Annotated in this window: 13 protein-coding genes; 10 read left to right on the forward strand and 3 right to left on the reverse strand. The window is 48.4% G+C overall.

All coding sequences use genetic code 11. The annotated features are described in order from the left end of the window. The first annotated feature begins 135 nt into the window (after positions 1-135). The 5 genes from DQW12_RS05650 (at position 136) to DQW12_RS05670 (ending at position 6,871) form a co-directional block, all read left to right on the forward strand. Entirely contained in the window at positions 136-1,749 is a 1,614-nt protein-coding gene (locus tag DQW12_RS05650) for an MFS transporter (RefSeq protein WP_113906873.1), read from the forward strand. A gap of 106 nt (positions 1,750-1,855) precedes the next feature. Next, positions 1,856-3,853, forward strand: a complete 1,998-nt coding sequence (locus tag DQW12_RS05655) for a methyl-accepting chemotaxis protein (protein WP_113906874.1) — start codon at positions 1,856-1,858, stop codon at positions 3,851-3,853. Positions 3,854-4,076: 223 nt separating this feature from the next. Continuing rightward, positions 4,077-4,568 (forward strand): anaerobic ribonucleoside-triphosphate reductase activating protein, encoded by a 492-nt coding sequence (gene nrdG / locus DQW12_RS05660; RefSeq protein ID WP_113906875.1) that lies wholly within the window; start codon positions 4,077-4,079, stop codon positions 4,566-4,568. Beyond that, entirely contained in the window at positions 4,549-6,354 is a 1,806-nt protein-coding gene (gene nrdD / locus DQW12_RS05665; protein ID WP_113906876.1) for an anaerobic ribonucleoside-triphosphate reductase, read from the forward strand. Before nrdG ends, nrdD begins: the two co-directional genes overlap by 20 nt. A gap of 112 nt (positions 6,355-6,466) precedes the next feature. After that, positions 6,467-6,871 carry a ribonucleotide reductase subunit alpha gene (locus DQW12_RS05670; protein ID WP_113906877.1) on the forward strand — a complete coding sequence of 135 codons (405 nt, stop codon included), beginning with the start codon at positions 6,467-6,469 and terminating at the stop codon, positions 6,869-6,871. A gap of 44 nt (positions 6,872-6,915) precedes the next feature. Here the strand turns inward: DQW12_RS05670 and ubiT are convergent, their stop codons facing one another. Beyond that, positions 6,916-7,419: a ubiquinone anaerobic biosynthesis accessory factor UbiT gene (ubiT, locus tag DQW12_RS05675; RefSeq protein WP_113906878.1), complete on the reverse strand. Its 504-nt coding sequence runs from the start codon at positions 7,417-7,419 to the stop codon at positions 6,916-6,918. 72 nt (positions 7,420-7,491) lie between these two features. Here ubiT and ubiU point away from each other — a divergent pair, with 72 nt between their 5' ends. The 5 genes from ubiU to DQW12_RS05700 all read left to right on the forward strand — a co-directional run bounded on the left by ubiU (position 7,492) and on the right by DQW12_RS05700 (position 11,681). Next, entirely contained in the window at positions 7,492-8,484 is a 993-nt protein-coding gene (ubiU, locus tag DQW12_RS05680) for a ubiquinone anaerobic biosynthesis protein UbiU (RefSeq protein WP_113906879.1), read from the forward strand. 31 nt (positions 8,485-8,515) lie between these two features. Beyond that, a complete protein-coding gene (locus DQW12_RS05685) occupies positions 8,516-9,391 on the forward strand; it encodes a U32 family peptidase (RefSeq protein WP_113906880.1) in 876 nt (291 codons plus the stop codon). Positions 9,392-9,462: 71 nt separating this feature from the next. Beyond that, complete coding sequence (mog, locus tag DQW12_RS05690) at positions 9,463-9,993, forward strand: molybdopterin adenylyltransferase (RefSeq protein WP_113906881.1); 531 nt, start codon at positions 9,463-9,465, stop codon at positions 9,991-9,993. A 9-nt stretch (positions 9,994-10,002) separates the two neighbouring features. Beyond that, the gene (locus tag DQW12_RS05695; protein ID WP_113906882.1) at positions 10,003-11,181 is read left to right on the forward strand and encodes an NnrS family protein; all 1,179 of its coding nucleotides are present in this window, start codon (positions 10,003-10,005) and stop codon (positions 11,179-11,181) included. 98 nt (positions 11,182-11,279) lie between these two features. Next, positions 11,280-11,681 carry a putative zinc-binding protein gene (locus DQW12_RS05700; protein WP_113906883.1) on the forward strand — a complete coding sequence of 134 codons (402 nt, stop codon included), beginning with the start codon at positions 11,280-11,282 and terminating at the stop codon, positions 11,679-11,681. A gap of 1 nt (position 11,682) precedes the next feature. On the opposite strand, the gene DQW12_RS05705 is transcribed toward DQW12_RS05700, so the two are convergent. Both DQW12_RS05705 and norR read right to left on the reverse strand, forming a co-directional pair. Further along, positions 11,683-12,438: a HesA/MoeB/ThiF family protein gene (locus DQW12_RS05705; RefSeq protein ID WP_113906884.1), complete on the reverse strand. Its 756-nt coding sequence runs from the start codon at positions 12,436-12,438 to the stop codon at positions 11,683-11,685. Between the two features lie 10 nt (positions 12,439-12,448). Continuing rightward, entirely contained in the window at positions 12,449-13,978 is a 1,530-nt protein-coding gene (gene norR, locus DQW12_RS05710; protein ID WP_113906885.1) for a nitric oxide reductase transcriptional regulator NorR, read from the reverse strand. Positions 13,979-14,006: the final 28 nt, after the last annotated feature.

Below are 14,006 nucleotides of genomic sequence, written 5' to 3' on the forward strand. Positions count from 1 at the left end.
CAAGCATCTGCTTACCCCTTCATGGGTATCACCAGGATTTTAGGTGGTTTTTTGAGCATTTCCTTTTTGCCATGGAAGACGTATTTTAACGCTAGATTTTGGCCCAACACTTCGCTGGAAGTTAATGAGGAAACCATGGGAAAGAGAAATCAAGACCTTCATGAGTGGAACGTAGAAGATAAAACATTTTGGCAAACCACAGGGCAAGCCATTGCAAGTAGAAACTTGTGGATTTCAATCCCAAGCCTGTTGATGGGGTTTGCCATTTGGCTGATGTGGGGCATGATCACGGTACAAATGCTTAACCTCGGTTTTCCATTTAGCCAAGCGGAGCTGTTCTCGTTAACCGCAATAGCTGGTTTAACGGGGGCGACATTGCGTATTCCAGCCTCATTCATGATTAGAATCGCAGGTGGTCGAAATACCATTTTTTTCACTACCGCATTACTTATCATTCCAGCGGCCGGAACTGGCTATGCGTTGATGAGCCAAGACACACCGCTCTGGTTCTTCCAATTAATGGCGTTCTTGTCGGGCATTGGTGGCGGTAACTTCGCGTGCTCGATGAGTAACATTTCCTCTTTCTATCCGAAGGAAAAACAAGGCTATGCCTTAGGCATGAACGCTGGCCTTGGTAATTTCGGTGTTACTAGCATGCAAATTCTCATTCCATTGGTGATGACCGTGGGTGTTTTTGGTGTGCTTGCTGGCGACCCGATGCAGCTTACTCAAGCCAGCGGAACCTTGATAGGCCGGATTGAAGCGGGTACCGACACTTGGATTCAGAATGCTGGTTTTATTTGGTTGGTTTTCCTCATTCCTCTGGCCTTCATGGGGTGGTTTGGGATGAACAATATTCGTAGCATTACCCCAGAACCGGGTCATCCTTTCAGTGCGTTTGGTAAGTTACTCGGCTTATATGGAATTGGCTTTGTAGCCGCTGCTATCGGTTTGTACTTGTTTATGCCAGCGCCCTTAGGCATTGGTTTACTCAGTATGTGGGTTGCGCTTCCACTGGTTATTCTTTTAACCGTTGGGCTTATGATGATTCTTCCCGGCGGCATCGGTTCGAGTATTAAAAAGCAATATGCAATTTTCTCGAATCGTCATACTTGGTCAATGACGATTCTTTATATTCTTACCTTTGGCTCCTTTATTGGTTTCTCGGCAGCTTTACCATTGTCGATCACTGTCATTTTTGGGTCGCTTACGGAAGTGGCTGCCGACGGAACTATCACTCGAGTTGCAAACCCCGAGGCACCGAGTGCATTAACATGGGCATGGATTGGGCCTTTCGTGGGAGCGCTAATTCGCCCAGTAGGTGGGTGGATTTCAGATAAATTCGGCGGCTCGGTGGTTACCCAAGTAATTTCAGTTGTGATGGTCTTCGCGTCGGTAGCTGTTGGGTATGTGATGATGCAGGCCTATAATTCAGCCGATCCAAACGCCTATTTTGCGATGTTTATTATTCTATTTGTGGTCCTTTTTGCAGCAAGCGGTATTGGGAATGGCTCTACTTTCCGTAGTATCGGTGTAATCTTTGATCGTCAGCAAAAAGGCCCTGTATTAGGCTGGACTTCAGCGGTAGCTGCGTATGGCGCCTTTATTGCTCCCCGCGTTATGGGGGAACAAATTAGTGCGGGAACACCAGAAAATGCGATGTACGGGTTTGCAGTTTTTTATGCCATTTGCTTAGTGATTAATTGGTGGTTTTATCTACGCAAAAATGCGTATGTGAAAAATCCATAGTGGAAGGCTACAGGCGTGGGTTTGCGTGCAGCAAGGAGGCCGCGCGCAGATTCTTGTTGTGTAGAGTGAGACGCTGAAATATAGGAATAGCTAAAGGGAGAAGCCTGTGAAGCTGCTACAAAATTTATCGATGCGCAATAAGCTGTTGGTGCTGGTGGTACCGGCACTTGTTGTGGTGCTGTGGTTCAGTGTTACCGCGGTGCTCGAAAATGTGCGGGAAAGTAGAGCAGCAAATGAGCTCTACTCCCTCGCTAACTTCGCTTTACAGCTAAACCCAGCGATTGAAAACCTGCAGCGCGAGCGAGGTTTAAGCGCAGTCGCCATTGCAAACAATTTAAGCGGTGAGGCGGTGCAGAACTTGCGGCGTCAACGCGGGGACTCCGACCGAGTCATCTCCGAACTCATGGTACACATCAATACCCTAGATACGGATGTGTTAACCACCGATATGCAGCGTTTACTTCGAGAGTATCGTTCATTGTCCACGCAACTGACGGATGCCCGCAATCGGGTTGATCAAGGGCGTTTGGCGCGGGCGGAAATGTTGACGTTTTTTACGGACACTATCGCAAGTCTCATTCGTTTTACGCCGTTGGTCATACGCGAGTCGACAAATGCTAACCTAGCCAATAACTTAACTGCGTTTTACCTTGTTACCGACGCTGCGGAAATGGCCGGAAGAGAACGGGCGACTGGAGCGGTGTTGCTCGGTCTGAACAGCTTTGACTTTGACCTTTATCGTCAGCTTGCGACGCTGGTGGGAAGCCAGGAAGCTTCTCTTGCTAAAGCCCTAAGCCTTGTAGATGGTGATCTTGCACGCTCAATTCAGGGCATTGACAGCCATGAACAAAGTCGCGCGGCGTTAGATTCTCGCAGTCAGATTCTCCAGGCAGGGCAGCAAGGGACGTCCATTGCGAGTGCCTCCTGGTTCCAACAGACCACCGCGCGTATTACCGTAATGAATGAGGTGAATCATTCCATCGTCGCTATGGTGAGTGCTGAAGCGCAAGGCATCGCGGGTCAAGCGCGTCGAGATTTGTGGATTGTGTTACTGATCTCTGTCGTGATTATCAGCTTTGTTGTGGTCACGACGTGGTTTATTATCCGCGTCATCAGCCAGCAAGTCAGTGACTTAATGAGCACGATCGATTTTGCCATGACGAATAAGGACTTAAGTCGCGAAGTGCCAGTAACCTCAACGGATGAAATTGGACGCATTGGGCTTGCTATGAACCGGCTGTTTAAGTCGTTCTCGACGGCATTGAAAAAGATTGATCAAACCAGTGTACAGTTGGCTTCTGCAACGGAAGAAACAAGCTCCACAGCAAAACAAAATGCAAGCCAAACTGAACGACAACAGAAGCAAGTCGAGCAAGTAGCGACTGCGACGGAAGAAATGACCACAACCTCTGAAGATATTTCTCGCAATACGCAAGAAGTAGCAGAGGCAGCCGACAATGCCACTCGAAATAAAGACAAGGGCCTTGCCGCAGTGCGTGAGAGTGCAACGAGTGTCGAAGCATTATCGAGCTCTGTGGCCCGTGTGGGTAGTGTTATTAATCAATTGGAAGAGCGCAGTGGTTCGATTACCAGCGTAATTGAAGTCATTAAAAATGTAGCGGAACAAACCAACTTGCTTGCCTTGAATGCTGCGATTGAAGCGGCGAGAGCGGGTGAGCATGGCCGCGGCTTCGCGGTGGTTGCCGACGAAGTAAGAAAACTTGCGTCGCAGACCCACAATTCAACGAACGAAATTGAAGAAATGCTGTCCGCTTTTCAAGGGCTTGCTGCGAATGCCTTTAAGTCAATTAAAGAGAGCCAAGCAGTGGCGGAAGCAACTCAAGAACATATGGATGAACTTAAAGGCGCATTCGACTCGATTGACCGCGATGTGTCAAACATTGCTGGGATGGCTACCCAAATTGCGACAGCTTCTGAGGAGCAAGTGGCGGTGACACGCGACATCGCAAAAAACATGGAGCATGTGAACGAGGCGGCGTTGTTGACCCTCACTGGCTCACAAGAAATTACCGCCGTGACGGACGAGCAAGCTAAGTTAGCGCGTTTACTTCAAGACTTAGCCATGGAGTTCAAAACTTCCTAAAGGTTGTAGGAGTTGAAAAAGGAGCTTCGGCTCTTTTTTTTTAGGATTTTTCACCCTACTCCTGACGGGGTAACACATCCTTAACGACTGCACCTTACAGACGACTCGCTTCATCCCCCCTCTGAATTCTTTGATCTAGATCAATATTTGCACTTGTGAGAAATCGAAAGCAGGCACAATATGTAGTGGTAATTTAATTAGATAACACAATATATGGTGTTTTATGCGTTTCAGTTCTGAACAGGTTTGTTTTCAGGAAGTTCCAGGTGAAATATCCCTGGGCTATGTGATCACAGGCTGCCCTGTCGGTTGCAAAGGTTGCCATAGTGCCGACACGTGGTCGGCGGAAAAAGGGCAGCCGTTAACTGTGTCTCACTTCGAGCAGCGCTTAACGGACTATCAGGGCTTGATTAGCTGTGTGTTGTTTCTTGGCGGGGAATGGCACCCAGAACGGTTAATTGAGTTACTTAAACGTGCCAGACAGCGACATTTAACGACGTGTTTGTACAGTGGTTACCACGACATTCATCCGAGCATAAAAACACAGCTGACTTATTTAAAGCTTGGTCCATGGCGGCCCGAGCTTGGGGGTTTAAATAGCCTAACCACCAACCAACGGTTCTACGACCTCCGCACAGGAGCCTGTTTGAACCATAAATTTCAGCAATCCACTATAACCACAAAGGAGCACTCTCATGCTACAACTGAGCGCTGATCAAGTTAAACAGAAACAATATTTTATCGCCGACTATCTCGCTGCACAGAACCCAGCGGACGGCTCAAAGCTCGACGCGAATGCGAACGTAACGCATAAGAATATTGCTACCCTAGAGTCGGAGCTGATGAAGGACTTCTTTATTCAGGTGAACCGTGCTCAAGTTAGCGACAAAATTCGCGAGATCTTTAGTGAAGACTTGGCAAAGGAGTACGTTCGCCAGATTGAAGATCACGAAATATACGTACACGACGAAACCAGCCTCAAGCCGTACTGCGTGTCCGTTACCATGTATCCGTTTCTGTTAGATGGCTTAACTAAGCTGGGCGGCGAGTCGCAAGCACCCAAGCACCTAGAGTCGTTCTGCGGTACCTTTGTGAATTTCGTTTTTGCGGTAAGCTCGCAGTTCGCCGGGGCCGTTGCCACGGTCGAGTTTCTGACCTACTTCGACTATTTCGCTCGTAAAGACTACGGTGACGATTACCTAACGACACATCGCCATGCAATCGAAAACCATTTGCAGCATGTGGTGTATGCGCTGAATCAACCGGCAGCCGCGCGTGGCTATCAAAGTGTTTTTTGGAATATTTCGATATATGACAAATTTTATTTCGACAGTATGTTTGGTGAATTTGTATTTCCAGACATGAGTAAGCCGGTTTGGAATTCTGTTTCTGCGTTGCAAGAGTTCTTTTTGACTTGGTTTAATGGCGAGCGAAACAAGACCGTTTTGACCTTCCCTGTTGTAACAGTTGCTATGCTTACTGGTGAAGGGCAATGCAAAGACAGCGAGTTTGCACGCAAAATTGCGAGCGAACTGGCACAGGGTAATTCGTTCTTTGTCTATCAATCCGACAGCGCAGACTCTCTGGCTTCTTGTTGCCGTTTGCGCAGCGAAATTAGCGACAACACTTTCTCGTACACCCTCGGTGCTGGCGGTGTAGCAACGGGCTCCATCAATGTAATTACGGTGAACATGAATCGCTTGGTGCAAGACGGCCGAGACTTGGCAACGGAAATCGACAAGATTCATAAGTACCAAGTGGCATACCGTAAACTCATGGAAGAATACCGTGCTGCAGGTTTATTGACCGTTTACGACGCCGGTTTCATTTCGCTAGACAAACAATTTCTCACGATTGGTATTAACGGTATGGTCGAGGCTGCAGAGTCGCAAGGTATTACAGCCGGCAATAATGCGGCATATAAGAACTTTGTGAAAAGTCATCTCAAGATCATTTACGATGCCAATAAAGTAGCTAAACAAACCTATGGCTACATGTTTAATACTGAGTTTGTGCCGGCGGAAAACCTCGGTATTAAGAATGCACGCTGGGATCGGAAAGACGGTTATAAGGTGAATCGTGACTGCTATAACTCCTATTTTTATGTGGTAGAAGACGACAGCTGCAATGCGCTGGATAAGTTTGTACTGCACGGCAAAGAGTTGGTTGAATACCTCGATGGCGGCTCAGCGCTCCATTTAAATCTGGACGAGAAGCTCGACAGCGACGGCTATTTTAAATTGCTGAATGTGGCAGCAACCACAGGTTGCAATTATTTTTGCGTAAATGTACGAATTACAATTTGTAACCAATGTGAAGCCATTGATAAGCGAACCTTACATGCCTGCGTAACATGCGGCTCTGAGGACATTGATTACGGTACTCGGGTTATCGGCTACTTAAAACGTGTCTCGGCCTTTAGTGCTGGGCGGCGTAAAGAGCATGCGCTGCGTCACTATCATAGAGAACAACAGCCCGTAAAAAAGAAGGAAGTGGCCTAACAAGTCGCCTACCTCTAAGGTAATAGGCGGTTCTCCTCCTTAGGCGTAGTCAGAAACCTTTAAGGCTTTGGTACACTTAACTTTGTAATCTTTAACTGAGTACCAAAGCCTTATGCATATACACACCTATTCCGATTTAATCTCGATTAGTAAAGTGCAGCCAGAGCCGCAACGCCTGCTGTTTGTTCTTGCGAAAGCGGAGCTCCCCGAAGAAGCTACCGACGAACAAAAAGCGCGTTTCCGCAATAAAGAAGGTGGCTACTTAGCACCTGTTTTGTGTGTAGACAAGCTGCCGAGCGAGGTAGAAAGCTTCGAAAGCTTTGTAAAAGAGTCAGAGCAAACTGGGGTCGACTGGGACGTTGTATTCATTGCCGCCATGTCGGGTTACGCAGGTGAGGCGCCGCAGCCTGAGCAAGCCGAGCAACCACTACAAATGATGGTCGAGCAAATAAAGGCCGGCATAGTAGCGAATTATGTAACTCTTGATCGCGAAGGCCACGCGATTCAGCTTGCATAACTTAAGAAGCAGCTCTTAATTGATGGCGGTTTGTGCGAGTAGGCTCAGCTTGCCATGCTTGTGTGGGTTTCAATGGTATTAGCGATTACTTTTGTCATGTGCACAAGCCGTTTTGGCAAACGCGACTCTAATTCAATGGTGTCGAGCAAATTTTTCAACTCCAAGGCTAACTCTGTGTCTCCTTGAATGCTGAGCCGACGCCTAAAAAATAGTGTATCCGGGTCGACATGCTGGGTCATGAGTAAGAGTAAATCCTGACTATTTCCACGAAAGGTTGCTGCATGGGCAAAATGAGCCGAGTGTACTTTTAGTTTTTGCGCCTGTAGGGCGACAACAAATTGTAGGTTGAGATCAGAGACCTCGATACGTACGGCTTGATTGGTTATGAAGTCGAGATCACCGGCTGTACATTCAGGTTTAAAAAATAGATTCAGGGCACGCTCGATACTGTTAAATGTAATCCATTGTGGGGTGATTTTTAACAGCACTCCTATCCCTTTTGGAAAGCCCTGTACCAACTCGTGAGTAACTCTATTTTTATTTATCATTCAATGACTTCCGTTGCTTAGGATGGAGTAGACTATAGGCAGTTTAATGCTTTTAATCAAGAGTGTTTTGTTATGGAACTTTTATGCCCAGCGGGTAGTCCTCCGGCCCTAAAAGCAGCTATTGAGAATGGTGCCGATGCTGTTTATGTCGGTTTGAAAGATCGCACCAACGCACGCCATTTCGCGGGCTTAAATTTCACTCCCGAAAAACTTAGAGAAGCCGCTGACTATGTACATAAACATGGTCGCAAACTTCATGTAGCTATAAATACCTTTGCTCACCCGAATACTTGGGACTATTGGCAAAACTCTGTCGACTCGGCAGTGATGGCGGGAGCAGACGTAATCATCGCCGCCGACATAGCGGTGCTGGGTTATGCGGCAGAACAGTATCCGCAAGTTGAGCGTCACTTATCGGTGCAAGCGTCGGCAACGAATAGCGCGGCGGTTAATTTCTATCAGCAATTTGGGATTTCTCGCGTCGTATTGCCTCGGGTACTGTCTATGCAGCAGGTGCGGGCGCTTGCGCGCACGACCGACATTGACCTCGAGGTCTTTGCATTCGGTTCACTGTGTATCATGGCTGAAGGACGCTGCTATTTAAGCTCCTATATGACCGGAGAATCGCCCAATACAGCGGGCGCTTGTTCGCCCCCAGCCTATGTGCGCTGGGAGGAAAAAAACGGAGTTTTAGAATCTCGGTTAAATGATGTAGTCATTGACCGCTTTGCTGGTCACGAAACTGCCGGGTACCCAACTTTGTGTAAGGGGCGTTTTGAGGTCGACAATCAGCTTTATCATCCATTAGAAGAGCCCACGAGTCTTAACACCCTAGATCTTTTACCACAGCTCCATGCCGAGGGTATTCGCTCGCTTAAAATTGAAGGCCGGCAGCGGAGCCCCGCCTATGTTGCCAAAATCACTAAAGTATGGAGGGAGGCGATTGATCGTGTCATTGCTGATCCTGTGCATTTTCAGGTTGCACACCATTGGCAACATACTTTGGCGCAGCTTTCAGAAGGCAGCCAGACCACACTCGGTGCATATCACCGAAGTTGGAAATAGCAGGCGTCGGATTCAATAGAGGAGCAGAATAATGAAATTTTCCTTTGGGCCTGTGCAGTATTATTGGCCAAAAGAAAAAATGATCGCCTTTTACGAGGAAGTGGCAGAATCCCCAGTGGATATGGTGTATCTCGGCGAAACTGTATGCTCAAAACGGCGAGAGTTAAAATTCCAAGATTTTATGTCACTTGCACACATGTTGCGTGAAGCGGGTAAGCGAGTCACGCTTTCCACCATGACCTTACTTGAAGCCCCGTCGGAACTGAGAGAATTGCGTAAGTACTGCGAGAATGGTGAGTTTCAAGTGGAAGCCAATGACGCTGGAGCGATCAATATGCTTGTGCAGCAGGGCTTGCCGTTCACAGTGGGTGCCGCCATGAGTGTATATAACCACCATAGCTTGCGACGTCTTGTGCAAATGGGCATGAATCGGTGGGTGCCGCCTGTAGAGCTTTCTGAACAATGGCTCAGAGAGCTGTTAAGTCAGCCTGTAGTGGAAGATATTCGCGACAGCTTTGAAGTGGAGCTGTTTGCTTTTGGTCATATGCCTCTGGCGTGGTCAGCCCGTTGCTTCACTGCCCGCTCAGAAAACCGCTCTAAGGATCAGTGTGAACTATGCTGCATTAAGTACCCAAGTGGCCGCGTGGTTCGTAGCCAAGATCAAAAAGAAGTGTTTGTATTGAATGGTATTCAAACGCAGTCCGGTGAACGTTACAACCTCGTGAACCAGTTACCACAAATCAGCAAGCTGGTTGATATTGTAAGATTAAGCCCGCAAGCTGAGGGGACTGTTGAATGGCTCCAAAAGTTTATTGCGAACCAGGCGGGCGCTGCACCGCTCAAGCTGGAGCATGGTGATTGCAATGGTTACTGGTTGAATTTAGCCGGCATGGTACGCAGCGCCTAATTAGACTGCGCGTTCTTGCCATTGCCGCAACATCGCGCGGCCTCATATATTGAAAACAATCGAGAGATACTATGATCGCACGGATAGGAATACTCACTGTTAGCGACCGCGCCAGCCGCGGCCAATACGAAGACCTTTCGGGTCCGGCCATTGAGAGTACCTTAAATGATTACTTAACTTCGTCGTGGGAGCCTGTTTATCGGCTTGTGGAAGACGAGCAAGAGCTGATCGAGGGGGCGTTGAAACAATTAGTAGACCACGACGGATGCCAATTGGTGGTGACTACGGGTGGCACGGGTCCCGCCAAGCGTGACGTAACGCCAGAGGCTACGGAAGCTGTTTGCGAACGAATGATGCCAGGCTTTGGTGAGTTGATGAGAATGGAATCGTTGAAGTATGTTCCAACAGCTATTTTGTCACGGCAAACCGCGGGCTTACGTGGCAATGCGCTCATTGTGAATCTACCGGGTAAACCCAAAGCAATTCGACAATGCTTAGACGCGGTGTTTCCCGCCATTCCTTATTGTTTAGATTTAATGGACGGCCCGTACCTCGAGTGTAACGAAGCTGTCATCAAAGCCTTTCGGCCCAAAGCAAAATAGGAGCGAGCAATGAACGCGATTTGGGGACAAGCCTTTCGACCTTTTTTCTTGTTTGGTGCATTCTTTGCGGCTTTGGCGATTGGATTGTGGGGGCTGGCGCTGAATGGCCAGTTGAGCCTGTCGTTTTATGGCCATGCATTATTCTGGCATCAGCATGAAATGCTATTTGGATTTGTTGCTGCGATTATTGTTGGCTTTTTGCTAACCGCAGTTCAGAACTGGACGGGTTTACGCGCAATACATGGGCGGTCGTTGTTCGTGCTTACCTTGGTGTGGGTGCTTGGACGGATTGCTATGTTGTTGCCGCAGGCCATACCATTGTGGAGCATTGCAGTTATTGACCTCGCTTTTATTCCACTGGCTACACTTTTCTTTGCTCAGTTGGTTATTCGTGCCGGCAACAAACGGAATCTGTTTCTCATTGGTGTATTGCTGTTGCTTTGGGTGTGTAATCTGATCATGCACCTCGGCGTTTTGCTGCAACAGTTTACTTGGCAACAACAAGGTGCAATTTCGGCGGTATTCGTTATTACTTTGATCATGACCGTAATTTCAGGCCGTGTGCTCCCCATGTTTACCGCGAACGGCACGAAAACCCCACGCGTATCGCCAATAATAGGGCTCGACTGGGTTGCAATGGGTAGTGTCTGGTTAATTGCTGTGGTTACACTTTTTAACCTTGCTATAGACCATAGGCTACTTGCCTTGTTGTTCGCATTAGCCGCACTGACTAACGGCTGGCGAATCCTTCGGCTCAAAATATGGATTACTATAAAAACGCCCTTGCTTTGGTCTTTGCATTTAGCCGCTCTGTTTATCCCAATTGGGTTTGCGCTTTTCGCTCTACGGTACGCAGGCATTTCTGTCGGGGGTTCCCAAATTCCACAAACCGCGGCTATTCACGCACTTACTGCGGGTGCTATGGGTATGATGATCATTGCTATGATGGCACGAGTGGCTCTAGGGCACAGTGGGCGCCCTTTGATACCGCATCGGCTTATTAGTGTCGGCTTCCTGCTTGTTTGGGTTGCTGGGGTGATAAGGCTTACCACCGGATGGTTATTACCGAGTGGGGCAATGCTTTGGCTTAATATTGGAGTTGTAAGTTGGTTCTTCGGCTTTTTACTTTTTGTCGCCTTGTATTGGCGAGTTTTAACAACACCTCGGGCTGACGGGCGACCCGGATAAAACCAATTTTTGTATCAAAAGTTGATATAAGTCAAGGTGGCTTTTCAACCAGGCTGTTAATGTAAACATCTAGCCATAGCAGCAATGGAGGTGGGGAAATGACTCATCAAGTTACCGAAAAGCCACTGGTTTATTCTTGTTCAGGGTGCTCAAATGTCGCGCAGTTGGCTAATGATTTGGCCGTTTGGATGCGCAACGAACAGAAAGCCGAAATGTCCTGTATTGCCGGTGTGGGTGGAAATGTAAAACAGTTAGTCCGGGTGGCGACATCCGGCCGTAAAATCATTGCCATTGACGGTTGCCCGCTCAATTGCGTACGCCAGTCCCTTGCTCAGCACAATGTGGAGCCGACTTGGCACATTCAATTGACCGATTGTGGCTTGAAAAAACGTGATGAAGAAGCATGCACCTTAGCCGATAGCTATCAAGCGATTAAACATATACAGCGTATTGTCGGAGAGGAAATTGATTTCTCCCCCATGCTCAACTCTACGGGGTAGTTCAGGCGCGGCAAATGTCACAAGCGGGGTGCTTCGGAACCTTTAACTGTTGCCATTCAGAACTCAAACCGTCAAAAAGAGTGAGTTGTCCTGATTCTACAGGGAGTCCTGCAATGAGCTTTAGGGCGTCGAGTGCTTGCAAATTACCAATAATAGCCACCAGCGGAGCAAATATTCCGGCTTCCATGCAACTTAGTTCTTGCTCCCCGAAATAGCGACTCATACAGCCATAACATGGGCTTTCTGCGGTGTTCAAAAAGCTTATCACTTGTCCTTCAAAACGAATGGCAGCACCCGAAATCAGCGGCACGCGGTGACGCACGCACGCGCTATTGATCAGCAAGCGAGTTGCTAAGTTGTCGGTGCAGTCAAGCACCGCATCTGCGTCTTGTAAATGCTGCTCAAGCCATAGCGGGTCGACTTTACAGGTAAAAGCGTCAATGTGGGGTTCAGGGTTGAGTGCTTGTAGTCGCTCTTGTGCGGCTACTGCTTTGAAACGACCTACATCGGCTTCGGTAAATAAGGTTTGGCGTTGCAAATTATGGGTCTCAATATGGTCGTGATCCGCAACGACAAGATGCCCAACGCCGCTACTCGCCAAATACGGCAGGGCTGCACAGCCTAAGCCCCCAGCACCAATCACTACAACCTTGCTCGCTAGAATACGTTCCTGCCCCTCAAAACTCAGCTGCGGCAGCATTACATGGCGGCTGTAACGCATGGATTGGGAGTGAGTCAGCTCTGTAATATCGCGCATGGTGTATTTCCTAATGTTTTAAACCTGACTTTTTAGCGAGTTTATGCAAGTTGCTAGGGTCGATATCGAGCGCTTTTGCCGCTGCAGCCCAAACGCCATTGTGAGCGTCTAACGCATGCTTAATCGCTGCTCGCTGGGCCAAAGCCAATTGCGCTTTTAATGGTAAGGTGAAGTGAGACGGAGGCTCATTGGTCGTATTCTTGATTGGGTCTAACTCATCGGTTTGACTCAGTATTAAATCACCCAGCATGTCCTTGTCAATGGTGGCTATGGTCTTGCCTTTGTTGGCTATCGCTAATAAGCGGATGCATGCTCGAGAGATAACATGCTCTAATTCGCGTACATTGCCCGGCCAGTGATAGTGCAGCAGTGCTTGCTCAGCATCTGGAGCCAGACGAATCGCACGTAAACCAATGCGTACTCTATTTTGTTCGAGGAAGTGCCCGGCTAATTCGAGAATGTCGAGTCCACGCTCGCGAAGAGGGCTCAGTAGAATAGGGTAAACCGAAAGACGGTGATACAAATCAGCACGAAACTCACTTAATTTCACTTGCTCTGACAGGTTACGATTTGTAGCCGCGACAATACGTACATCGACTTTATGGGCTTGATCACTACCTAGCCGCTGTAATTCACCGCTTTGTAAAACGCGAAGCAACTTCGCCTGCACGGTCAGGCTAAGCTCGCCTACCTCGTCTAAAAATAGCGTACTGCCATTCGCTTGCTCAAATCGTCCGGGTCTTTGCTTAATCGCCCCCGAAAAGGCACCTTTCATGTGTCCAAACAATTCACTTTCTGCAAGTGAGTCGGGAAGGGCTGCACAGTTCACGTATACCATGTCCAGATGATGGCGGTTTGAGTGTTCATGAATATACTGAGCAATGAGCTCTTTCCCGGTTCCTGTTTCGCCTTGAATAAGTACGGTTAAATCGGAACTGGCCACGAGCTCGGCTTCGGCTAAGGTCGCTTTGAAATTAGCGGCGCTGCCAATCAGCGTGGTTTCACCTTGAAAACTTCGTGGTGTGCGTGTTGGCGCCACCCTGAGTCGGTAATAGTCATACTCCAATTGATTAACCCGCAGCAACGCTTCGAGTGCTAGCGCCATCATGCGCAGTTGTTGAATAGTGTGGGTCGAAAAACTACCCGCTTCGCGGGCGTCAAGTGTCAGGGCTCCCCAAAGGTTGCCGTCAATATAAAGGCTGATACCTAAACAATCGTGCACCTCTAAGTCTTCGGTGCTCATGGTGCTGAGTAACCCATCGTACGGATCGGGAAGTGCGTTTCCGGGGGCAAAATGAACCGGCTCTCGTTCTGCTAGTATAGCGGCTAACCGAGGGTGCCGTTCTGGCTCAAAACAGCGGCCATTTGCGTCGGCAACCAATCCCACACTAGCGCGTACATAAAGCCCTTCATTTTTTTGCTGCAACAGTACCACCGCGTCGCAATTAAATTCGGTTTGTAATGCGTTGATCGCCCGTTGCAGTCGTGTTTCCGCGTTCACGGATGTGGTCAGGTCGGTAATCAGTGAAGCCCAGAGCATGGTGGTTTTACCTTTTAGGGTAGAAATA

It is taken from the genome of Aliidiomarina celeris, from assembly GCF_003316875.1.
Taxonomy (GTDB): domain Bacteria; phylum Pseudomonadota; class Gammaproteobacteria; order Enterobacterales; family Alteromonadaceae; genus Aliidiomarina; species Aliidiomarina celeris.

What these genes read in the sequence shown, in the direction of transcription:
- DQW12_RS05650 (WP_113906873.1), top strand. Translation starts at nt 136, where the DNA reads ATGGGAAAGAGAAATCAAGACCTTCATGAGTGGAACGTAGAAGATAAA.
- nrdG (WP_113906875.1), top strand. Translation starts at nt 4,077, where the DNA reads ATGCGTTTCAGTTCTGAACAGGTTTGTTTTCAGGAAGTTCCAGGTGAA.
- nrdD (WP_113906876.1), top strand. Translation starts at nt 4,549, where the DNA reads ATGCTACAACTGAGCGCTGATCAAGTTAAACAGAAACAATATTTTATC.
- DQW12_RS05670 (WP_113906877.1), top strand. Translation starts at nt 6,467, where the DNA reads ATGCATATACACACCTATTCCGATTTAATCTCGATTAGTAAAGTGCAG.
- ubiT (WP_113906878.1), bottom strand. Translation starts at nt 7,419, where the DNA reads ATGATAAATAAAAATAGAGTTACTCACGAGTTGGTACAGGGCTTTCCA.
- ubiU (WP_113906879.1), top strand. Translation starts at nt 7,492, where the DNA reads ATGGAACTTTTATGCCCAGCGGGTAGTCCTCCGGCCCTAAAAGCAGCT.
- DQW12_RS05685 (WP_113906880.1), top strand. Translation starts at nt 8,516, where the DNA reads ATGAAATTTTCCTTTGGGCCTGTGCAGTATTATTGGCCAAAAGAAAAA.
- mog (WP_113906881.1), top strand. Translation starts at nt 9,463, where the DNA reads ATGATCGCACGGATAGGAATACTCACTGTTAGCGACCGCGCCAGCCGC.
- DQW12_RS05695 (WP_113906882.1), top strand. Translation starts at nt 10,003, where the DNA reads ATGAACGCGATTTGGGGACAAGCCTTTCGACCTTTTTTCTTGTTTGGT.
- DQW12_RS05700 (WP_113906883.1), top strand. Translation starts at nt 11,280, where the DNA reads ATGACTCATCAAGTTACCGAAAAGCCACTGGTTTATTCTTGTTCAGGG.
- DQW12_RS05705 (WP_113906884.1), bottom strand. Translation starts at nt 12,438, where the DNA reads ATGCGCGATATTACAGAGCTGACTCACTCCCAATCCATGCGTTACAGC.
- norR (WP_113906885.1), bottom strand. Translation starts at nt 13,978, where the DNA reads ATGCTCTGGGCTTCACTGATTACCGACCTGACCACATCCGTGAACGCG.